Origin of the sequence: Neobacillus niacini (assembly GCF_030817595.1) — a bacterium.
GTDB classification, from domain to species: Bacteria; Bacillota; Bacilli; order Bacillales; family Cytobacillaceae; genus Neobacillus; species Neobacillus niacini_G.
On record NZ_JAUSZN010000001.1, the window covers coordinates 2,060,515 to 2,082,769 of the forward strand.

20 protein-coding genes and 2 pseudogenes are annotated in these 22,255 nt (G+C 37.9%); 4 read left to right on the forward strand and 18 right to left on the reverse strand.

Features of this window, described 5'->3' with window-relative positions; translation table 11 throughout:
• Positions 1-27 precede the first annotated feature (27 nt).
• The 3 genes from QFZ31_RS10180 to QFZ31_RS10190 are packed head-to-tail and all read right to left on the reverse strand — an operon-like array spanning position 28 to position 3,123.
• The gene (locus tag QFZ31_RS10180; protein ID WP_307302869.1) at positions 28-1,554 is read right to left on the reverse strand and encodes a tripartite tricarboxylate transporter permease; all 1,527 of its coding nucleotides are present in this window, start codon (positions 1,552-1,554) and stop codon (positions 28-30) included.
• 24 nt (positions 1,555-1,578) lie between these two features.
• Positions 1,579-2,031: a tripartite tricarboxylate transporter TctB family protein gene (locus QFZ31_RS10185; RefSeq protein WP_307302870.1), complete on the reverse strand. Its 453-nt coding sequence runs from the start codon at positions 2,029-2,031 to the stop codon at positions 1,579-1,581.
• Between the two features lie 60 nt (positions 2,032-2,091).
• The gene (locus QFZ31_RS10190; protein ID WP_307302871.1) at positions 2,092-3,123 is read right to left on the reverse strand and encodes a Bug family tripartite tricarboxylate transporter substrate binding protein; all 1,032 of its coding nucleotides are present in this window, start codon (positions 3,121-3,123) and stop codon (positions 2,092-2,094) included.
• A gap of 232 nt (positions 3,124-3,355) precedes the next feature.
• On the opposite strand from QFZ31_RS10190, the gene QFZ31_RS10195 reads away from it, so the two are divergent.
• Entirely contained in the window at positions 3,356-4,225 is an 870-nt protein-coding gene (locus tag QFZ31_RS10195) for a YhcN/YlaJ family sporulation lipoprotein (protein WP_307302872.1), read from the forward strand.
• A 60-nt stretch (positions 4,226-4,285) separates the two neighbouring features.
• Here QFZ31_RS10195 and QFZ31_RS10200 read toward each other — a convergent pair whose 3' ends face one another.
• A complete protein-coding gene (locus QFZ31_RS10200; protein ID WP_307302873.1) occupies positions 4,286-5,257 on the reverse strand; it encodes an ATP-dependent DNA ligase in 972 nt (323 codons plus the stop codon).
• A gap of 51 nt (positions 5,258-5,308) precedes the next feature.
• Here QFZ31_RS10200 and ligD point away from each other — a divergent pair, with 51 nt between their 5' ends.
• A complete protein-coding gene (ligD, locus tag QFZ31_RS10205) occupies positions 5,309-6,208 on the forward strand; it encodes a non-homologous end-joining DNA ligase (RefSeq protein WP_307302874.1) in 900 nt (299 codons plus the stop codon).
• Between the two features lie 45 nt (positions 6,209-6,253).
• On the opposite strand, the gene QFZ31_RS10210 is transcribed toward ligD, so the two are convergent.
• The 3 genes from QFZ31_RS10210 to QFZ31_RS10220 all read right to left on the reverse strand — a co-directional run bounded on the left by QFZ31_RS10210 (position 6,254) and on the right by QFZ31_RS10220 (position 8,194).
• A complete protein-coding gene (locus tag QFZ31_RS10210; protein WP_307302875.1) occupies positions 6,254-6,880 on the reverse strand; it encodes a fumarylacetoacetate hydrolase family protein in 627 nt (208 codons plus the stop codon).
• A gap of 86 nt (positions 6,881-6,966) precedes the next feature.
• The gene (locus tag QFZ31_RS10215) at positions 6,967-7,698 is read right to left on the reverse strand and encodes a hypothetical protein (RefSeq protein ID WP_307302876.1); all 732 of its coding nucleotides are present in this window, start codon (positions 7,696-7,698) and stop codon (positions 6,967-6,969) included.
• On the reverse strand, positions 7,685-8,194 hold the full coding sequence (locus QFZ31_RS10220; RefSeq protein WP_307302877.1) for an RNA polymerase sigma factor: 510 nt from the start codon (positions 8,192-8,194) through the stop codon (positions 7,685-7,687). The genes QFZ31_RS10215 and QFZ31_RS10220 overlap by 14 nt, the downstream gene beginning before the upstream one ends.
• Before the next feature lie 303 nt (positions 8,195-8,497).
• On the opposite strand from QFZ31_RS10220, the gene QFZ31_RS10225 reads away from it, so the two are divergent.
• Complete coding sequence (locus QFZ31_RS10225; protein WP_307302878.1) at positions 8,498-8,860, forward strand: replicative helicase loader/inhibitor; 363 nt, start codon at positions 8,498-8,500, stop codon at positions 8,858-8,860.
• A gap of 73 nt (positions 8,861-8,933) precedes the next feature.
• On the opposite strand, the pseudogene QFZ31_RS10230 reads toward QFZ31_RS10225, so the two are convergent.
• From QFZ31_RS10230 to QFZ31_RS10280, 11 genes and pseudogenes are all read right to left on the reverse strand, one after another.
• Positions 8,934-9,820: pseudogene (locus QFZ31_RS10230) on the reverse strand (carbohydrate ABC transporter permease).
• Between the two features lie 17 nt (positions 9,821-9,837).
• On the reverse strand, positions 9,838-10,740 hold the full coding sequence (locus QFZ31_RS10235) for an ABC transporter permease (RefSeq protein ID WP_307311492.1): 903 nt from the start codon (positions 10,738-10,740) through the stop codon (positions 9,838-9,840).
• 173 nt (positions 10,741-10,913) lie between these two features.
• Complete coding sequence (locus QFZ31_RS10240; protein ID WP_307302879.1) at positions 10,914-12,401, reverse strand: ABC transporter substrate-binding protein; 1,488 nt, start codon at positions 12,399-12,401, stop codon at positions 10,914-10,916.
• 162 nt (positions 12,402-12,563) lie between these two features.
• Positions 12,564-13,493, reverse strand: a complete 930-nt coding sequence (locus tag QFZ31_RS10245; protein WP_307302880.1) for a helix-turn-helix domain-containing protein — start codon at positions 13,491-13,493, stop codon at positions 12,564-12,566.
• Positions 13,494-13,603: 110 nt separating this feature from the next.
• Positions 13,604-14,473: a sugar phosphate isomerase/epimerase family protein gene (locus QFZ31_RS10250; RefSeq protein WP_307302881.1), complete on the reverse strand. Its 870-nt coding sequence runs from the start codon at positions 14,471-14,473 to the stop codon at positions 13,604-13,606.
• Between the two features lie 42 nt (positions 14,474-14,515).
• On the reverse strand, positions 14,516-15,724 hold the full coding sequence (locus tag QFZ31_RS10255; RefSeq protein ID WP_307302882.1) for an MFS transporter: 1,209 nt from the start codon (positions 15,722-15,724) through the stop codon (positions 14,516-14,518).
• 185 nt (positions 15,725-15,909) lie between these two features.
• Positions 15,910-17,553: a glycoside hydrolase family 43 protein gene (locus tag QFZ31_RS10260; protein ID WP_307302883.1), complete on the reverse strand. Its 1,644-nt coding sequence runs from the start codon at positions 17,551-17,553 to the stop codon at positions 15,910-15,912.
• A 69-nt stretch (positions 17,554-17,622) separates the two neighbouring features.
• Positions 17,623-17,835 (reverse strand): annotated as a pseudogene (locus tag QFZ31_RS10265) (carboxylesterase family protein); the annotation flags it as partial.
• Positions 17,836-18,160: 325 nt separating this feature from the next.
• Complete coding sequence (locus QFZ31_RS10270; RefSeq protein ID WP_307302884.1) at positions 18,161-18,562, reverse strand: DUF6379 domain-containing protein; 402 nt, start codon at positions 18,560-18,562, stop codon at positions 18,161-18,163.
• 12 nt (positions 18,563-18,574) lie between these two features.
• A complete protein-coding gene (locus QFZ31_RS10275; RefSeq protein WP_307302885.1) occupies positions 18,575-19,468 on the reverse strand; it encodes a sugar phosphate isomerase/epimerase family protein in 894 nt (297 codons plus the stop codon).
• 286 nt (positions 19,469-19,754) lie between these two features.
• Positions 19,755-20,651 carry an AraC family transcriptional regulator gene (locus QFZ31_RS10280; RefSeq protein ID WP_307302886.1) on the reverse strand — a complete coding sequence of 299 codons (897 nt, stop codon included), beginning with the start codon at positions 20,649-20,651 and terminating at the stop codon, positions 19,755-19,757.
• 49 nt (positions 20,652-20,700) lie between these two features.
• Here QFZ31_RS10280 and QFZ31_RS10285 point away from each other — a divergent pair, with 49 nt between their 5' ends.
• The gene (locus QFZ31_RS10285; protein ID WP_307302887.1) at positions 20,701-22,242 is read left to right on the forward strand and encodes a DUF5597 domain-containing protein; all 1,542 of its coding nucleotides are present in this window, start codon (positions 20,701-20,703) and stop codon (positions 22,240-22,242) included.
• The last annotated feature ends 13 nt before the right edge of the window (positions 22,243-22,255 follow it).

Sequence of the window (22,255 nt, forward strand, 5' to 3'; positions counted from 1 at the left end):
AAGGAGTTTTCGCATTATTATAAAAATTTAACCTTCAATATTAATAATTACATCTTTCCCTCTTCTCTTCATCAGGAATGGGATTAATAACCAAAGGAAGGTAATGATAAGAAAGACGAGTGAAATTGGTCGTGTAAAGAATACACTGAAATCCCCATTTGAAATCGTTAAAGCCCTTCGTAAATTATTTTCTACCATTGGCCCTAACACCAGTCCAAGAACGAGAGGGGCGATTGGATAATCGTTCTTGCTTAAAAAATAGCCAAGAAGTCCACATCCTAATAAAAGTAAGAGATCGTAAGTTGATACTTGAACTGCATAGACCCCAAAAATCGAGATAGCAATAATCATAGGAATCAAGAATTGCTTTGGTGTTTGAATAATTTTCGCAAACACTTTGACAAGTGGGAGATTTAAAATTAAGAGCATAATGTTCCCGATAAACATGCTGGCAATCAGTCCCCACGCGACTTGAGGATGGTCTTCAAATAATAACGGCCCCGGCTGGACGTTATACATCATCAATGCCCCCATTAATATAGCCGTAGTACCTGAACCTGGTATACCTAATGTTAATAATGGGATCATCGCCCCGCCTGATGCCGCGTTATTCGCCGATTCTGGTGCCGCAACACCTGCAATGGTTCCTGTTCCAAACTTGGAAGGTGTTTTTGAAATCTTTTTTTCAAGAATATAGGAAAAGAAGGAAGCTAGTGTTGCCCCAGCACCTGGTAGTATGCCGACAAAGAAGCCTAAGAGCGAACCGCGAGCAATTGGTCCCGCGGATTCTTTTAGCTCAGCTTTAGATGGAAGTAAATTATTAATCTTTGCTATTTCGGTATCTTCCTCTTCTTTTTCCAAAATGGTTTTAAAAACCTCACCAACTGCAAACAATCCTACTGCAATCGTTAAAAACTCGATTCCCTGATATAACCATGGAACATTAAAGGTAAATCTAGCAATACCAGATACATTGTCGATTCCAATTGTCCCAAGTAATAAACCGAAAACTGTCATAATTAAAGCTTTTGTTACCGATTTACCAGCTAATCCACTGACAGCCCCCAGTCCTAATAGCATTAAGGAAAAATATTCGGCTGGCCCAAATTTAAGTGCTACTGTTGACAATGGTTTTGCTAAGGCAATCAGTGCTACAAGGGTTATAATCCCCGCCACAAAAGAACCGATCGCCGAAATGGATAAGGCACTTCCTGCTCTTCCTTTTTTCGCCATCTGATAACCGTCCAATGTCGTAACGACCGAGGAGGATTCTCCTGGAGTATTTAATAGAATGGAAGTGGTTGATCCGCCATACATTGCTCCATAATAGACTCCGGCGAGCAGAATAATCGCGCTGGTTGCTGCATTTTCTGGTGGGAGTCCTCCCGTAATGGAAGCCGTTACTGGAATGAGAAGGGCAACGCCGCTCATCGGTCCAATCCCCGGAAGCACACCGACAGCGGTCCCAATTAAGACCCCAACAAAGGCAAAGAGGATATTATACCAAATAAGTGCCGTTCCGAATCCCTGAAATAAATAATCTAGTGTACTCATTTTGAGTCCTCCTTTCTATCTCGCTTAAAACCAAATTGGCCAGTCTGGCAGTGTACCTTTTAAAACCTCTACATATAAAAAATATACAAGTCCTGAAAAACAAGCTGATATGATAAGGGATTGAATCACTTTCGAACGTTCCATCGTTTGAAAGCAAACGAATAAAAATAGAAAGGTAGTGATTACATACCCGATCGTTTCCAACGTCAATATATAAACGAATGTAGCAACAAAAATGATTAAGAAAGGCTTGTACTGTAACTTTTCCTTCGTCCCCTGTTGATTCTTCGTGACGAATGTTTCATAAAATAAACGGATACTTAATAAAACGAGTGCGCTTCCAAGAATTAATGGAAATATATCAGGCCCAACTGCACTTCCATAGGACGAGCTTTCAAGATTCTTGCTCCCAATAATAAATAGAACACCTACGGCAAGAAACAATGTTGATGCAATGTAATCGAATTTTAATACCATTCCTAATCCCCCCATCAGAAAAAATAGAGGAAGGAGAAAGTTAACTCCTTCCCTCATGTTTTACTTTTGCATTCCTAATGCTGTTAATAATTGTTGGACTTGGCTTTCTTGCTCTTCTAAAAACTTTTTGAAATCAGAACTGTTTTTATACTCCAATTCCCAGCCTTGCGTCTCAACTTCTTTTTTCCATTCAGGAGAGTTAACGAGCTTATCAATTGCTTGTTCCCAATATGTTTTGGCTTCCTTAGACATTTTTTCCGGACCAAACACCCCGCGCCAAATCGTAAACTCTGCATCTACACCCTGCTCTGTTGCCGTTGGAACATCCTTAAAATCACCCGTTAAACGCTCAGTTGAGGTAATCGCCAACACGCGCACCTTGCCCGCCTTTAAAAATTCTTTAACACTTGAGGCATCAGTACCAATGACATCTGCGTTACCACCGAGTAGTGCCGTAATTGCTTCACCGCCGCCATCATAGGAAACGTATTTAACTTTTGTTGGGTCCACCCCATATTTGTAAGCAGGGAGAATGGAAATTAAATGGTCCATGGAACCTGGTGCCGATCCACCTGCAAACGTTAATTTACTAGGATCTTTCTTTACCTCTTCCAAAACTGACTTTAAGTCTGTAAATTTCGAATCTGCCTTAACAACGATTGCACCGAAATCTTTTGTCAGCTGCGCCAATGGTGTTGTATTTTTGTAGCCATATGGACTGTTTCCTTCTTTTTTCAGATTGTTAATCACAATCGGTGGTGAATTGACAAAGAGCATGTCATTATTTTCAACTTGCTGGGTAGCATATTCAGCCATAAAAACAGCACCGCCGCCACCTGGCTTGTTCTCTACCGTCAAAGGCTGATCAACTATCTTCGTTTCACCCAGCACTTTCGTAAACGCTCGAGCGGTTAAATCCCATCCGCCACCTGCCCCTGATGGCGCGACAACTGTAATGGCTTTCGTTGGATAGCCAGTAGTTTCTTCCTTCTTTCCTGGGCTTGCTGTTTCATTACTGGTGCTGCATGCACCAAGGCTTAACGCCAATGCTCCTGCAACCATAACTGCTGATATTTTTTTCATAGAAAACATTTCAATTCCCCCTTGTAAACGTTTTCTTAATTTTACAAAATTTTCGAATATTTTATAGATTATACATTTAAACAGCATTAAAAACTTTTTAACCATTTTGTCCATTTTGTTCACGAAGATAAAATATCCGATTTCCTTTTAAGCTATTTTTTGTCAATTTTGTACTCGAATAGTTCCACTCAGATAAGCCACGATATAAGTGTAAGATAATTTTTTGAGGAGCTGACAATACTTGAAAAAAGGCTTAATTACTTTCGTTTTAACCTCTACTCTCATCGGCTTAACTGGTTGTGGTGGAGATAATCAAAATGCTGGCAGTGATAACAACGGTGCAAATTTAGGGGTAAATAACGTTAGAAACAACATGAGAAACAATGATAACAATGGTGTTACCGGAAGAAATGTTTCGAACCAAAACTTAAGAGTTTCAACTCGTGCCGCAAACAATGTAGCACGTTTACAAGAAGTGGATCAAGCCCATGTAATCATCCGTAATAACGACGCATATGTGGCTGTGCGATTAAACAATCAGCAAGGCGGGACTACTGGGGATCGCGCCGGCACTGGCACAGGTACAACGAATAACATTGGTAGAAACGGTAATAATGCTGGGAATACCCAAAATACCGGGACTGGTAATGCAGGGATTACTGGAACCAACACAAATACTGGAAATAACGGGACTACAGGACACAACACGAACGTAGGAAACGGGTTTACAGGAAACTATACGAACTCTGGGAATACAGGCACTACAGGTCCCAACATGAATACTGGGACTGGTGCGATAACCGGAAACAATACAGGTGCTGGGACAGATCGTATAACTGGAACAAACACAAACACCGGTAATAATGGTACGAATATGAATGGTAACAATGGAACAGGTGGTACCAACTATAAAGAAGTATCAACTCGTCTTGAGCAAAGGATTGCTGACCAAGTAAGGGCAGCTGATAAAAAAATTCACAATGTTTATGTTTCTTACGATAACGATTTTTACAGCCAAATGAACAACTATACAAACGATATTCAAAATGGACGAAACAGAAATGGTATCTGGGATGATTTTACCGATACTGTCGGAAGGTTCTTTCGTTAATAATCCATGGAGAAAACTGTCGAATTCACGTCGGCAGTTTTCCCGTTTCAATTAATAATATTAGGACCTTTCCAACAAACATTCTTTAGGAGGAACCTCAATAAATCCTTCAATACTTGGCTGCCTCATGGCTCCACCTTCCGTCCACTCAGCGAATTTTATCTTAACCGTTTTTACTGGTGTTACCCAGGTGGCATGCGCATGGCGTTGAGGTGTCTTGTGAAAAGGATGCTCGTCTGTTACCAATTCCCTTAATTCTTTCGTTAGTTCTTTCCAGTCAACAACTGTCATTTTCCCGGTCCCCGTATGACCTACATAATGAAGGTTCCCTTTATTATCATATAGACCAAGTAGTATGGAATTTATGGTATCATGCCCTAATGTAAATCCTCCGATAACGGCGATGATATCACGATAATTTTTCACCTTGAGCCAGTCATCCCGCTTTTTTCCAATTGAATAATGTGAACTAAGCCTTTTCATTACGATCCCTTCCATTCCTTGTTCCTTAATGGCTTTGAATAAGGCTTCTGCTTCAGAGATAGAAGGAACTAGTTGAATATGATCGTTAGGAGTAATGATGTCTGCAAGTAGTTCATTTCTAACTTGAAACGGCTTGTTATCAATCCACTCCCCATTCAAATAAATCACATCGAAAATCATATAGATAATCGGAACAGATTCTGCAGCCATTTTTATGCGTTCTAAGTTCCGTAACCCATCTCGTCTCATTACTTGTTGGAAAGAGGGTCTGCCATCTTCCCCTAAAGCAATGACTTCTCCATCTAAAATTACGGAATTGCTGGAACAGTATTCATGAAGGGGTATAATCTCTGGAAAATGGATGGTTCGTTCATTCTTTTTTCGATTATAAAGCCGTACTTCGTGTGTGTCGGAATAGGTAAGGATTCGAACCCCATCCCATTTAACCTGCGCAATCCATTCCTCCCCTGTCGGAATAATATCACTGCTAACAGGCTCCATTGCAAAAATAGGATCCAGTTTGATCACCCCAATAATTAGATAATACATAGTTTTTACGATAACCACTGAAAATATAGAGGAGAACAGGAGGTCTTTCATGTGGAAGTAATAGAGGTTGATGGTCATGTCATTCAAATTACACACCCAGACAAAATTATTTGGGAAAATCAAGGCATTACAAAGATGGACTATATTCAGTATTTGCTTGATGTTTCATCTTATCTTATACAGCATGCCAAAGAACGATTATTAATGATATGGGTTTATCCTCAGGGTATATCTGGTAAGAAGATTGAAAAAAGATCAGTTCCTCAAACTGCGCCAAAATGGGTCAGCCAAACTTTCTATAAGGAGAAGGAGAGAATATTATTAAATGACCGGGCTACACTAGTTTGGGCTGCGAACTATGGTGCAATTGAATTCCACGTTCCATTTGATACCCATAAAAAACCCGATTATCCGATGGAAATGGTATTCGATTTAGATCCTCCTGATGATAATAGCTTTGATCTTGTGTTAGAGGTTGCACTAAAGTTGAAGCAACTTCTAGAATCGCTTGGTTTGATTTCCGTCCCTCGCACATCAGGTTCTTCTGGCATGCAAGTTTTTGTACCGATTTTGCCCCAATATACATTTGAACAAACCAGAAAGATTAATACCTTTGTTGCTCAGTATTTTGGTGAGAAATTGCCGCAGCACGTAACTCTTGAACGAGTGGTTTCCAAGAGAGGAAAAAAACTTTATTTCGATTACTTGCAGCTATGGCGAGGAAGGACAATGCCAGTGGTTTACTCGGCGAGAGCAAAATCAGAACCAACGGTAGCTACTCCTCTAACTTGGGGAGAAGTTGAAGCGGGCATAAAGCCGACAGACTTCACAATTTTCAACCTGAAGAAAAGGATACTAGAGAAGGGAGATTTGTTTAATCTAATTACTTCGGGAAAACGTAATCAGTCATTGGATGATATTCTTAAATTTATTGAAAAAAATAAGGTTTAGGACTGAAAAAAGGCCCTAGGAATTCCTAAGAACCTTTTCGACAAGTTAATCAAATTTGATCAAACATTCACCAAGTATGGAATTCCCCCAAAGTAATGTTAAATGATCGTTGTCGTTAACGGGACCGACACCTTCAGGGGTTCCCGTAAAGATTAAATCCCCTTCTCCTAAACCAAAGTTTAGGGCTGTGAAATCGATAATGGTCTGTAAATCAAAAATCATATTAGTGATATTCCCTTGCTGCACCTTTTCTTCATTTTTAATTAAGGAAAAATCATTCTGCTTCATTTCTTCTATCCCCGGAAAGGGAATAAATTTGCTGACAATCGCTGAGTTTGGAAACCCTTTTGCTAATAGCCAAGGATGTCCTTTTTTCTTGAGTTCGCTCTGGACATCCCTAAGTGTAAAATCAATGCCGATTGCAATACTATCTACTATATCCTCTACTTTTATCCCCGTTTCATATGGTTTGGCTATTCGAATGACAACTTCGGTTTCAAAATGAATAGATCCTCGGTTACTAGGGAGTGAAATTTCCTGACCAGCAGCTTCTATAAGAGCATGAGTAGGTTTGGAAAATAGCATGGGAGAAGTCGGCACTTCATTTTGTAATTCTTTGGCATGTGCAGCATAGTTTCGACCAACGCAATAAATGTTATTTATTTTATTCAAGACAATCCCTCATTTTCCAAGTTAGTATTATCATTTTAACATAATCCAGCTTAAGTTAAGTTTGGAAAAAATCTTTGCGAAAGAAGCTACTTTACTACATTTTTCGGTTGAAGCGGGTTGTTTTGTAAAATGGTTTCTACTTCTTCATAGCCCTCTAGAAATGCAAAGTTATATCTAGCTGGAAGTGCGAAAACATATTCATTATTTTGGGCTAGCAATGTTGGTCCAATCGGTGCTGCACCAATATGAAATTCCCCCTTTTCAAGTGAGGTCCATTGTTTAATCGTAAAAATCATAATCGGAATATCTTGTCTTGGTTTTTCCTCCGTCCATGCAGGATGTCTAATTAAAAGGATTTGACCATTTTCCATTTGTTGTTGATCAGCACCTATACCTTCCCACGAATCCGATACAATCTGATAGCCCTCCCAACTTTCGGGTAACGTAAAGGTAAATCCATATTCTGCGTTTTCATAAAGGTTTTCTTCAGATTCATTCTGATCTATTTCTTCATTATCATTGTTGCTATCTACTGTAGGTTCTCCTTTACCTTGCTGCCCTTGTTGATTTGAATCGAGACTTATTGTCGGGATTATAAGAATGGCGAATAACACAAAGGCAGCGATACTTGCTAAACCTAATGAAATCTTTTTCATTATTCCAGTTCTCTTTTTCTTCTTATCATAAGAACGGGCAAATTGGATTAGGTTTTCATGGATGATATCTTGTGTTTCTTTAGTAAACTTTTTATCATAATCAGGTTCTGGTAATGATCGAATTTTTTGCTCTAAATCATAAAATTCCTCATTCTTTTTCATGAGAAAATCCTCCAATGCTTTTTTGTAGTGACTTTAACGCACGATGATAGGTAGTTCGAACTTTATTTTCATTCCAATTTAATATGGAGGCTGTTTCAGATACAGAGAGTTCTTTAATCCCTCTAAGGATGACTACATCTCGATAATTTGCTTTTAGTGATTGGATCGCTTGATAAAGCAATTTGTTATTTTCATTGAGTTGGAGTAGATTCTCCGGTGTTTCCATATCCGATTGCTCATCCCGGAACGAATTCCTTTGCTTCATTCTCAACCGATTCCTTTTCCTCATTTCATCAATCCCAACATGGCGCGCAATTGAAAAAAGCCAGGTTTTAGGACTTGCTTTTTGCTGAAAAGTATCAAAACCTTTAATCGCTCGAATAAAAACTTCCTGCACCAAATCTTCTACATCACTCGACCCGATGTAATAAACTAAATAATGGTATATATCTTTATTGTACAAGTAAAACCATTCCGAAATTATGTTACTATTCATCCGCTGGTCAACTCCATTTGTCCTCCAATTTTTTATACTCATAAATTAGTCGAATAAGTTTAGTATTTATGTCACCTAATAATAATAATATTTAAGTTTTATTCCTTGAAATTATTGATGAGCACCATTATTAGAATCTTAAAGGGGAAATTAGCAGCCTATTGTATTGGGCAAAGGCTATTTGGAAAAAACTAGAAGTGCAGAGGAACCATAGCTAGAAGAAAAATCTAATAAATCATTGATGTCTGATACGGTTGACCGTTTGATACGGGAAGGAAAAATTTTGTTACAGGAGGAAATCCTATGACCAAGGAAGAGGTAGTCAGACTTTTAGTACTGATTGAATCCGTTTATCCCAATTGTATATTAAAAAATGAAACGGTTCAGCAATGGTTCGAATTTTGTTCTGAGATGGATTATAAGAAGGTATTATCGAAACTGAAAAACCATATACGCAAATGTCCTTTTCCCCCTGCGATTGGTGAGATTGCTGTATTCCATTTCGAAGAAAATCAATTTCCTGCCACATTAAAGGAATGGATAACGAATGGACAGGAGATAATGGTATGCGACCGAATATCAAACAAACGAAGGCCACTACATGCCTGGCTAGCCGAATATTCACCAAGAAAGTCTGTTGAACTGGCTTTTGAAGAAGAACTATAGCCGCGATCAAGATGATTGGGTCTAGTTTTATTCAATAAAATAGGGAAGGCAGCTTGCCCTCCCCTGTTCTATGTCAGCCTTTAACCGATCCCAAAGCAATCCCTTTCACTAGATACTTTTGAAAAAATGGATAAGCAATGAGTATCGGCAGGATACCAATTACTGCAATCGCCATCCGCACACCGGTGGTAGGAATTTGGGCAGCAGCTGAACTTGTGTTTGTACCTAAATTACTGCTTGCCAAAAATTGTATGTCCGACAACATCCTGTTTAACATATTTTGGATACTAAATAAGGTTGGTTCTGTGATATACACAAGTCCATTAAACCAGTCATTCCAATAAAAGATTGTTTGAAGCAACCCAATCGTAGCCAGGATCGGCAATGAAAGCGGCAGGATGATGGAGAAGAAGGTTCTAAATTCACCTGCACCATCCATCCGTGCGGATTCAACAACAGGCTCAGGGATGGAAGTCATAAAGAATGTTCTCATTAATAGGACGTTAAATCCGTTCATTAACAATCCTGGAACGATTAATGCCCAAATCGTATTTTTAATATCAAATACTTGGGTATATACGAGATAGGTCGGAACTAGTCCACCATTGAATAAGAGTGTAAAGAAAACAAAGAAAGCAAAAAAGTTTCTGTAAGGTAAATCACGGCGAGACAGTGCATACGCCAAAAACGCAGTCATCGCTAGACTGATAAAGGTTCCAAATACGGTAACAAAAATGGTCACCCCGTAAGCTCGTAAAATACTTGCTGAATTCGTTAGCAGGTACTCATATGCCGCAAAGCTAAACTCCTTTGGAAAAAAGGAATATCCGTCCTCAAAATAGAGGCTTCACTTGAAAAGGAAGAAGATAGAAGAAGGAACAAGGGAATAATGCTCCCTGCAGCAAGTATGAGTAAAAAGCTATGGGAAACCCAATTTGTAATTCGATCTGATCTATACATTTTGCTCCTCCTCCGGCTTAAAATAATGCATTGTCTTTACTTTTTTTACGTACGAGATAATTTGACACTAACACAAGGATAAAACCCACAACGGATTGATATAAACCGGCAGCTGCTGACATCCCGATATCCCCAAGCTGCATTAACCCACGGTAAACATAGGTATCAATAACATTTGTCGTGTCATAGATCGCACCCGAATTCATTGGTACTTGATAGAACAAACCGAAATCTGAATAAAAAATCCTTCCAATCGCCAGTAATGTCATCATGATAATAACTGGCATAATGGATGGTATAGTTATATGAATAATTTGCTTCCATTTATTCGCACCATCCAATGTGGCAGCTTCATAGAATTCTTGGTCGATTCCAATAATTGCTGCCAGGTAAATGACACACAAGAAACCAATACCTTTCCATATATTGATAAAGGTTATAATATAGGGCCAATATTTGGCTTCTGAATACCAGGAAACTTCATCGAGCCCAAGCAACGGTAGAATAGTATGGTTCAGATAACCGGTATCCTCGCTAAGGAAGGCATATCCCAAATAACTAACAATGACCATTGAAATCAAAAATGGCATAAGGATGACACTTTGATAAAAACCTTTCGCCAGCTTATTTTTGATTTCATTCAACATAATCGCTACAGCGATAGCCAAAACAGTATTTAAAATAATAAAACCACCATTATATAGAATGGTATTACGCGTAATTACAAAAGCATCTCTTGTGCTAAACAAGTATTCGAAGTTTTTAAACCCAATCCAATCACTTGCCAGAATCCCTTTTGCAAAATTAATATCCTTAAATGCAATGATAAGACCAAACATCGGTAAATAATTATTGATCAGTAAGTAAAGTAATCCAGGCAGCATCATGATAAATAGCGGCAGAGCCCTTTTCAATTTCATCAGTATGCTATTAACCTTCCTCACAGGCAGCGATTGGACATCTGCTTGCAAGTTTTTAACCGTAACTTCTGACATCCCTATTCCCCCTTTGTCCCATTTGTTGTTTAAAAAGCATTATAAAAAAAGAGATTAAAAATCAAATTGGGATTTTTAATCTCTCCACTTGGTGGATATCATTTTTGCGTTTTAGCCCATTCATCCAATTGTTTTTGTTTTTCGGCAATAATCTTATCCATACCTGCAGCCTTCAATTCTTTAATAAATTTAGGCAATTCCGTTTCTGGATCTAACACACCGTTCTCCAAGCCGATTGTATATTTATTTACGACATTCGTAACCGCGGTAACTTCTGTTTTAACCGGTGAACTATCAAAATTAAAACCTAGTGCCTTAGATTTAATCGCACTTTTATTAAATTCATCCGTTTGATTCCAAAGGGTTGGGTCATCCCCTTCAAATATATAGGAGAGGAAGGAATTACCCATAGCGAAATTCATATTTAAATTGTATCCATTGTTTGTTGCATCCACGCCTTCCGGATACTTAACCAAGGTTTCTGATACTTTTTCATAATGCTTTCCTTCAATACCCCAACTTAATAAATTGACTAACTCTTTGTCTTGATACATTAAGTTAAGAAATTTCATCGCAGCTTCTGGAATCTTGGAACTTTGAGGAATGCCCCACATCATCGTTGTTACACCAAATGTTGTCGACACAGGTTCTCCAAGTGATGCTGAAACCATAGGCATTTGAGTATTTTTAGATTCCTGTGAATCTACCCCTGGTTTTAACGGACTTAAATAACTAAAACCTACATTTGACTTTACTAAATTTGCGCCCGTTTCAGTATTGGTACCTGGATTTTTCATGAGAAGTCCTTCATTTTGCCATTTCCGCATTTTCTCTACAAGCTCTGCATATTCATTCGTTTCATACAGGTTTACTACTTTCAATTTATTATCATATTTAGGTAATACACCTAAACCATCACCTAAACGATCGAACCAGTTATAGATCATCGTTGGCTGCTGTCCAGGATTAGAAGGGACAAGTGGAGTTATATCTTTCTCGTTATCCTTTATCGTTTTCAGGACTGACTCTACATCATCTAAAGTTTTTACCTTATTAACATCAATGTTATATTTCTCTACCAAATCTTTACGCATCATAATCCCACTGGCTGAAGCCATATCTCGTTGTGTTGGGACCGCATACAATTTTCCAGCAACCTTTGATGCATTCAAATAATCTTTATCCATTACCTTTTTGATATCTGGGCCATATTTGTCTACCAAATCATCCAGTGGGAGTAATTGTCCTTTTGCAGCTTGGGAAGTGTAGCCAAAAAAGGACGCAACAAGCATTAAATCTACTTTTTCATTGCTTGATAGCATCAAATTAGTTTGTTGAACATAGTTTCCAATGTTAATGGGTGTTAATTTTATTTTTACATTAATCTTTTCCTTGGTAAGCTTGTTAATTTCATCCTCAACTATTTTTAAATCTTTAGGAACGGAACCTGAAAACAATACCATATTAACCTCTGGTACGTCGTCTCCTGATTCAGAGCTCTCATTTGTTGAGCTTTCCTGTTTCGGACTACACGCAGAAATCAACAGTAAAAAAACTACTAAAATAATACTAATCAATTTTCTCATTCATTTACCCCCTATTTTTATTCAGCAATAACCCGCCTTTTAGAAAGATTCCTTCATAATTAGAATTCTTTTATATGAAAGCGGTTTATTATTGACTATTATAGAGAGGAATTTACTAGAAAACGTCCAGTATTTTAATATAAATGATATCAATTTTTATTATTATTCAGAAAATAACAAATATTTATTCAAATAGCTTAAATCCTCTTCTTCGTTATATTGATACCCTTCAACTCCTTTTTTCTTTTGTCGGATACTGATAGCTTTATACGATTGCTTTTTTCGATATTGATAGGGAGTTGAGTGGAAGGTTTCTTTAAACAGTTTATGAAAGGTATTTAGGTTAGAAAAGCCAGAATCCATTGCGATTTGAATAATGGGCCAATCTGATTCCAGCATCGTTCGGACAGCATGTTCTAAGCGAATACCATTTAAATATTTTACAAAGGATTGGCCCATATGCTGTTGAAAATACTTGGATAAGTAAGGGACCGTTAGTTGTTCATTTTCTGCTATTTCATTTAATGTAAGTGGATGCATAAAATTCTGTTGAATATAGCTTGTAATCCTAGTAAGTCTTTCTATATCTTTTTTGCTGTTTCTGTATAATTGCAGATTATTGTTTACTCTAAAATGGCAAAGAAGTTTGTAAACTATATCTAACAATAGAGAATGAATTTTTACTTCATAACCATCCATTTTATTTCTTGAGAATAACATCAATTGGGCAATTAACGACCGAATTTCATCAAACCTTGCTTGTTCCACAGATTGAAAGGATTGGCAGTGAAACGTTTCATTTTCAATATTTTTGTACCATTTTTTTATTAATGAGACAGGTATTTGAAGGACTATTAGCTTATTATCCTCACTCGATTCTACTCCGTGAACTTCATTACTATTTATAAGCAGCAAGTCATCTTCTTGTAAAAAATACTCCTCTTTGCCGACAAATACATGAATCCGTCCTTTCAGAACAAATAGGAATTCAATCCTGTCATGCCAATGCATCGCTACATATTTAACACTCGTCATCAACATAAACATCGGTATTTCTTCATTCACTACTACACTTTCATATGGATATTTCATAAAACCTCCCGAACAAATGAATAAGGTAATAGATTTGAAAAAATTCAAAAAAACCGCAAAAGTTTATCTATACCTTTGCGGTTAACCACTACAAAAAAATTTAATAGTCTTTAAAGTACCTGAACATATTTCTCCATAACTTTTAAATCATTTGCAATACTTGTGAATTTATTCCCCAGCTGTCCTTCGTTTTCTACGATGGCATAACGAACGAATCCTAATTGATGGAGCTTTTGGTAAGTCTCTTGGAAATTGACGATACCGGTCCCTAAATTAACAAAATCATTTGGTTTTACAATCTCTGTGTAAATTTTCATCGTATCTAGGTCTGATTCTTGAGGTGAAGATGGGAATATAGTAACCGGATTTACATGCTGTCCTAAATCCTTTTGGTGGATCATATCACAGCGACTGCCCAGTTTTTCGAGTAATGCCAAAGGATCAAATCCACCCCTCATAACCCATACTAGGTCCAACTCAAATTTTACGAGTGCCGGATCAGTATTTTCTGCAAGTAGTTCAAATAATGATGTTTCTCCTACTCTCCTAAATTCATGAGCATGGTTATGATAATAAAAGCTTAAACCCGCTTCTTTGCATTTCTTCCCTATTTGATTAAGATGTTCTGCTGTTTGCAATGTGTCTTCACGGCCTGAAATAAACGCCATCGGGAAAACAATCGACTGACATCCAAGTGCTGCATTTTCTTCAACAATCCGATCCCAATCAGCATCCATTATTGAGCTCCCTGGAGCAACACCTTCATGCGCAGAAAATGCATTCAACCCTAAGTCCTTCAATTTCTGTTTGATAACTGGAAGGGAAAAAGCATCTGTATATCGCTCTCCCGTAGAAAAATTCACCGTTAGCAATTCAAGATTCTTATATCCCATTTCTGCAACCTGCTCCAAGGTACCAAAGTAATCTTCGTTTAGTTCCTTAAATACTGAGAATAAATTTAATCCAATTTCCATTGCCATATCATCTTCTCCTTAACTAGTTTATTTTTGCCCGCTTAAAAGCTAGACAAAATCAGAATTTTGTCTAGCTTTTTGATTCCATGCCACACACATAACAATACTGCCTAACAAAATAACAGCACCAAATATAAATGGAACATTAAAGGATACATCAAATAAAATTCCCGCTAATGAAGGTCCGATAATATTACCTAAACTGCTATACGCATTGTTCATGCCTGCTGCGAAGCCTTGTTCACTTCCAGCCATTTTTGATAGCAACGTATTAATCGCCGGGCGGAGAATCGATGTAAATAAGATAAACAAGATATTCATCATCAACATAAATAAAAAATTCCCAGATAGTAACATAACAACCATCGTTAGAGCAGATAAGAAGAAACAAACATTAATAACTCTAATCTCATCAAATCGTTGAAGAAGTTTGTCTACTAAAAGCGCCTGAATGATAACCCCAATCAAGGCTGCAATGGTCATGATGATGGAAATATCTTTAGGAGTATACTCATACTTTTCACTAACATATAATCCAAAGATTGTTTCAAAGTTTGCGAGACCAAATGTCATGGTGAAGACAAGCAGTAATAGTACGAAATAAGACACCTTAAAAGACCTTTTGATGTCATGAACCATTCCATTTTGTTCCAACGTTGAATTTCTAAACTCATGTTGTTGTGCCTTTGACAATGACTCAGGTAAAAATATTAGAGAGACAATCATCGCGATAACTGCGGCAAGTGCTGAAGCATAGAACGGTACACGTATGCCGAACTCTGCAAGAAATCCACCAATTCCTGGTCCAATAACAAAACCTAGCGAAATGGAAGCACCCAGTAACCCCATCCCTTTCCCGCGATTTTCTAATGTGGTAACATCCGCCACATATGCCATCGTAGCGGGTATAAGCAAGCCAACACCAATACCCCCAATAAAGCGTGATAGATAGAGGATCCAAAGATCGGTACCGACACTAAACATAAATTGGGATATCGCAATGATCGAAAGCCCAATAATTGTGATGATTTTCCGACCATATTGATCTGAAAGCTTCCCGCCTAGTGGTGAAAAAAGAAACTGAGTTAAGCCTGTTGCGGCTACGAGATATCCCATATCTTTACCGCTGGCACCTATTTCTGAAATAAATTTGGGAAGAACCGGAATCGCTAGCCCAACCCCTACTAATGCAATAAATGTGTTGATCATGAGAATTAGTAACGGCATATTGATCTTTACTTTTATAAACCTTTGCATTCCCTTTCTCCTGTTCTAAAAATTAAAGCGGTACTTATTTAATTTTACCTGCCTTTACACTAATTTCATTTCTCTTATTTAATCTCTTAATGGTACAATTCTTATCCTTGTTTTTTGGGAATTTTTTTAAAAAATAGAGAGATTAAAAATCTAACTATGATTTTTAATCTCTCTAACGACGATCTTTATTGTTCAGTTCCGTTATAGTCAAACCAATCAAATTGTGCAATGTTAGTACTCTCTTGTCCGTTCGAACTTGCAAACATGCCAAGCATTGTTCCCACCATGCCGCCGACAATTTCGGGATTTATTTTTCTCGCGTCTGCCTTCTCGTATAATATGGTTAGGCTCTCGTCTACTTTGCCATAATAAAAGCTATAATCTTGTCCTTCTGCAATAATGCTCAGAATGATTTCTCCGCCATCGACTACAGTTTTTGCTAGCTCGCTTTCAGTCGTTATACCTTTGAAGTGCGGTTGGTGCGGGTATCCAGTTAGCTCACTAGTACACTGGATCAGCCTCAGAATTTGCTGTCCTTTTTCCATCGACTGCTCGAACCGGAATTGATGATTAGTTGCCTGCATCACGACAAGTCCTGCTGTCTCATTCTCTGATAATGCATCAAATCGCATACTAACTGAAATCCGAAAGTTTGCATGCTGTTGTCTGCGTCCGATAAAGCTTAAACTCGGAACACCCTTATCCGTTTTGGTTGCAGACAAGTCGATTTTACGTAACTCAGGGCTCATAGAACGCGGCAGCAATTTCAAAGACAACTTGCTGTCTGAGAGCGTATGAAAATCTTCATAAGGTGTGCCGAAATATACCCAAGCCATTCCTAGCTTTCCGCCCTCAAAATCATCCCTTACCACTCTAGGCTTTTGCGCAGTGGCAGGGAGTTCAGGTGCGGGATAGCTCCATTCTACTTTCCCCGTTCCAGGGCTTATGACCGGCCAACCACCCTCCCAAACGACTGGTGCAATAAAGGTTTCCCTACCAAGGTTTTTATGATAGCCTTCGATGAGGCGTGAGGCAAGCATAACAGCATACCATTCCCCGTTTTTCAATTCAACGAAATCAGCATGGCCAACATTACAGATTGGATACTGTTTCCCTAGGTGGCGATGGGTCAAAATCGGATTTCCTGCATATCCCTCATAATAATCAAAAATATTTTTTGCGCGTGCGATCGTGACTGCATGGAAATGTTCCGTACCACCCTCTGCAATCATCAAGTAGTAATACCCATCCTTCTTGTACAGATGAGGAGCTTCAGGTGAAGCACAATTTGTTAAGGCTCCACCCCAAATCGTCTTTTTTTCACCGACAAGTTGCATATTGACCAGATCAATTTCACCGATCCAGATCACTTGACTTCCATGTGTGTCGTCATGACTAACTTCTCCTCTAGTACCGGTGATGTATGCCTTCCCATCGTCATCGAAAAATAAGGATGCATCGATTCCCGGACAGCCTTCAATCCAGTACGGATCTGACCATGGCCCCTTGGGATCAGTAGCAGTCACAATAAAATTCCATTTGTCGCTGACATTTGTCGTAATCATATAAAAGGTACCGTCATGATAACGAAGTGTTGGGGCCATGATTCCCGCTGTCATATGATCCGCCGTGGTATGCAGTTGTGACTTACGGTCTAGTATGTTCCCAATCTGCTCCCAATTGACAAGGTTCGTACTATGAAAAATCGGAACCCCCGGGAATAGGGAGAAACTCGACGTAATCATATAGAAATCATCACCTACCCGACAGATGGAAGGATCAGGATAAAAGCCTGGTAAAATTGGATTTATTAACAGTTTTTTCTTCAAATACATCGCCTCTTACTTTTTGAGTTTTTAATTTTGTATCTATTAAACTACTAGACAATGCAGTTAGACTTAATTTACATCGAATTCACTTACAAAAAGGTTCTCACTGGAATATGGAATCCAGTCGTAATTTTGGTTCGTGTTGTCAGGATCTCCATTTTTTATAAAGTGTGTCCATGCCGTTACCATTCTATCCGACAGTTCATAATCAGCTGCAGAATTTGGACGCCAATTTCTCTTTAATGTTCCAAACATATACCACAGTTCTCCGAAATGGAATGCACCACAGTCATCCCCGGGAAGATTTCTCTTGGAAAACTATCAAACTTTCAAGAATTTATTTTGGTGCTCATGGGAATGGTTCCTGTCACCTTGAGCACTTATTTGGAGACCATGGCACCGGTTCCGTTCACCAGTTGGGGCATCAAGAGTCCTTTTTGGTGACCGTGGCACCGGTTCCGTTCACCGTTTGGGCACCAAGAGCCCTTTTTGGTGACCGTGGCACCGGTTCCGGTTCCCGTTCGGGCACTAAAAACCCTTTTTGCTGACTGTTGCACCGGTCGATAACAGGTTCAGTCTCTTTCCTCACCCATTACTTAAGAAATTATCAAACCAAAATTAGTGTCCGCTTTTGTGTACCGCCAAGAACTGTATCAGCAACTGGAGGAAAATAGGAGCAGCTATAAGTATAGTTGACTTCTATTTCATGGCTCCCTGATTCCAAACCGCCTTCTTTTGCAACAGTTAAAGTGGCAGGTTTTAAAAGACCCCAGTGAACATCACCAAGTTCTGCCATTTCAGCTTGTGTATAAGTAACATCATTAATGGTCCAGGTAATTTGATCCCCCGAGAACGTTTCCCCATCTACAGTAACAGTAGCTGGGCGCAGCTGAGAAAGCCAGAGTCCGCGATAATAAAGGGATCTGATGTTAACCTGAAAGCCTATGACTTGTCCATTTCTTTCTACATTTTTAAATCCTCTCGATTGAATACAAGGTTTTTCTAACATTTCGATTCTCTCCTATTCTCCCAAAATTCTTTTCATCATAACGTGGTGTTTCCGAACCTGTTCAACTGCATAACCAGGCACATCTTTCTTTGGACCTTCATACTCACTTACCATATAACCGTCCCAATTGTGCTCTATCAGTGTATTGATGATCTTTTCATATGGAATCGTCATCTCTTCGAAATCATCTGACATCTTTACGAATTTTGCATGGCAACAATATACATAAGGCAGCAGCGGGATAATATCCTTTACGGGACTGTGATCACTTTCAGGCATGATAAACTCATTTGGCCCCCATTCACTGGCTGGTATAGTTTGTGTTGTAAAAACACCGAAGTCAATGTTTAGTCCAAAATATTTCGTTCCTGTCTCTTCAATGAACTCCACATAATCATCCACCATCATGGATTTTAGAAGCGTAGGAGCATGAATCTCCGGACACATGCGCACATTATACTTTTCTGCCATCGGTAGGGCCATTTTAATAAACTCTCTCCAATTTTCTACAGGAGTTAAATCATTATTAATGACACCTAATTTGGTACGCAGAACGGTGAAACCGAGTCTGTTGGCTAGTTTGAAATCGCGAACCAGCATCTCATACGATTCCTCCGCAGTAAGATGTCTTCCCTGATAGAGGCGGGAATCTACCCAATGTCCATATTCAACCGGTACAATATCATATTTTTCAATCAACCTGTCCCAATTCTCGAGCCATTCTTCACTAGGATTTGGATAGCCTTCAATATGTGAGTTTGCTAGGATTTCTAACCCCCTCGCACCCATATCATGCATTTCAGCAAACATATCTTCCAAACTCATTGTGACACCATATTCACCAGCATAACTGTAAAGAGAAACTCCTCGTTTTGGCTTTATATTTATATCCACCTTATTAGTCATTTTCGACTTTCTCTCCTTTTACTATTAAATAAAAAACGCTGATTACGCTTACATTCTTAATAATAATCTAACTTTACAATTAATCATTTCCTTTAATTAACTTAATAGATATAGATTCTTGTTACTTTTACCGCCATATATCTTTAATTATAAAAATAGGATAAAAATTAAAGGTTAATTTTTATCCTATTTTATTTTGTATTCGATAGATTGATCCTCAATAATAAAAAAATGCCAAGCTTTTTAATAATGCTAGGCACCCTTAAAACTTCTTTTATTATCCACTCTAATGCAGTTCTCTGAATTTCACTGGCGTCATACCTTCTTTTTTCTTAAATACCATCCCAAAATAGCTGACATCTTCATATCCGCACAATCTACTGATGTTCTTGATTTTCTCGTCCCTTTCTTGAATGAGTAAAGTTTTCGCCTGAGCTAAACGAACATCAGTAATATAGTCAAAAATAGAAAATCCATTTATTTTTTTAAATAACTGACAAAGATATTCTTTTGACAAATCTACTATTTCTGCTAAATCAGATAACACAATAGGCTCTGTATAATGTTCGTTTATGTAGTCCATAACGAGATGTATTTTCTTATTCTGATTTTGAAAAGACTTTTCATTTTGTATCGTGGTTGATTTTGCAATTTCCAATAAGATTTCATAAAGTACTTTTGAAAAATCATACATTTCTGTTGGGCTATTTCGTGTAAATATTAAAAATAACTCTTCCATAAATTGTTCTATTTTTTCAATATCCTTTTGTTTATAAATACCTGATTGTTTAATTCCTATGTTTTCGAAAAAAACCTTTGTCCCATAGCCTGTAAAACACATGAAATGAACATCCCATTCGCTATTCACTCCGTAATATTTATGACCATCATCGGGAAAGAGTAACATCCCACTCCCTTCCTCCACCACGTACTGTTTATTGTCTATTTCTAGCACACCGCTTCCTTTGACAGCTTGAATCCACTGAAATAAAGGCAAGCCTGTTGGTCTGTTAATGTATTCCTGCCTATGATCTAATCCTAGAGAATATAAAACAATAGGAAGTTTTATATTTTGTTCGGTATATTTTGTAAAAAAAACCTTTTTCATAGCTAAAAGAAGCACCATCTCTTTCTTAATATATTCATATCCATTTAAATATTTTAGGGTTTTTTCTGATCTCATAATTTATTATCATATTAATATAGTCTTATTATGAAAGGATGCTTATATAATGTCAACTTTGCCTCATATTAAAAGGAACAATGCTATTCCAACTTTATACGTTCATGATGAACCCTTTATTGCTTTAGCGGGGGAAATCCGTAATTCCAGTGCCTCTAGCCTCGAATATATGAAAAAAAACGTTTGGCCAAATATAAAAACATTAAACATGAATTCCGTTATTGTCCCTGTTTACTGGGAATTACTCGAACCTGAAGAAAATCAATTCGACTTTAGCCTCGTTGAAGGACTGATCAACCAAGCGCGTGAAAATAACATGCATCTTATTTTCCTCTGGTTTGGCTTATGGAAAAATTCAGAATCTAAATATGTGCCACACTGGATGAAACAAGATACAAAAACTTATTTCCGTGCCTGTAAAGCAACCGGAGAAGCCATAAATACCATATCTCCATTATGTGAAGCTGCAGTTGAGAAGGATGCAAATGCTTTTTACCATTTAATGAATTTTATCAAATCTATTGATTCAGAAGAAAATACTGTTATTGTGATGCAGGTTGAAAATGAAATTGGACTTTTAGGTACTGACCGGGATTATTCTGTTATTGCAAATGAAGCTTTTTCTCAAGAAATTCCTAGAATCGTCGCGGAAGAATTCCAAGTTTCTGGAACATGGGAAGAAGCATTTGGCTATGATGCAGCAGAATACTTTATGGCCTATTATTTTGCATCTACAGTAGAAAAAATTACTCAGACTGGACAAAACGCTTATCCACTTCCTTGCTACGCCAATGCATGGTTGGAACAATTCCCGTGGCGTGCTGGAACCTATCCAAGCGGCGGTCCTGTAATGAAGATGCAAAAAATGTGGAATTTAATGGCTCCTTCTCTATTTTGTCTAGCACCGGATATTTATGTTCCATACGTTCCTGATGTGCTGGATCAATATAGTCAGAACAGCAATCCACTATTCATTCCGGAAGTCCGCAAAGATGCGGTATCGGCTACCTATGCTTTTTATGCTGTAGGAGGATGTAACGCGATTTGTTATTCACCATTCGGCATTGAAGAACTCTTGATGAATCCGGAAAGTATTGACAAACCACCATTAGAATTAATGATGGCTTTGAATATTGACCCGTCAGCATTTGAAATTGAAGGCAGCGCAGCATATCTTGCCAAGAGCTATTCCATTATCGAAAATATCAAGCCGCTTTATTATAAATATAGAAACTCTAATCATTTACAGAGCTTTGTAAAGAGAAATGAACATGACTTTGGTAAACTCCTTCATTTTGACAAATATGATATTCTAGTATCTTACTTGCCGAAAGCACCCTATAAGCCAACTTCTGGCGGTATGATTTTTGAAGTTTCAGAAAATGAATTCTTTGTTATTGGAACGATGATGAAAGTTCAATTCTTTTCAAAACCAGGAAAAAATACACACGTTGATTTACTACGATATGAAGAAGGCGAATTTGTTAACGGAGAATGGAAAGCGGGACGTGTCTTAAACGGTGACGAAAAAATGATGATACAATTAAAAGATTTGCCATCAACTTATAAGATTCAGGTTTATGAATATTAATAAATAATATATT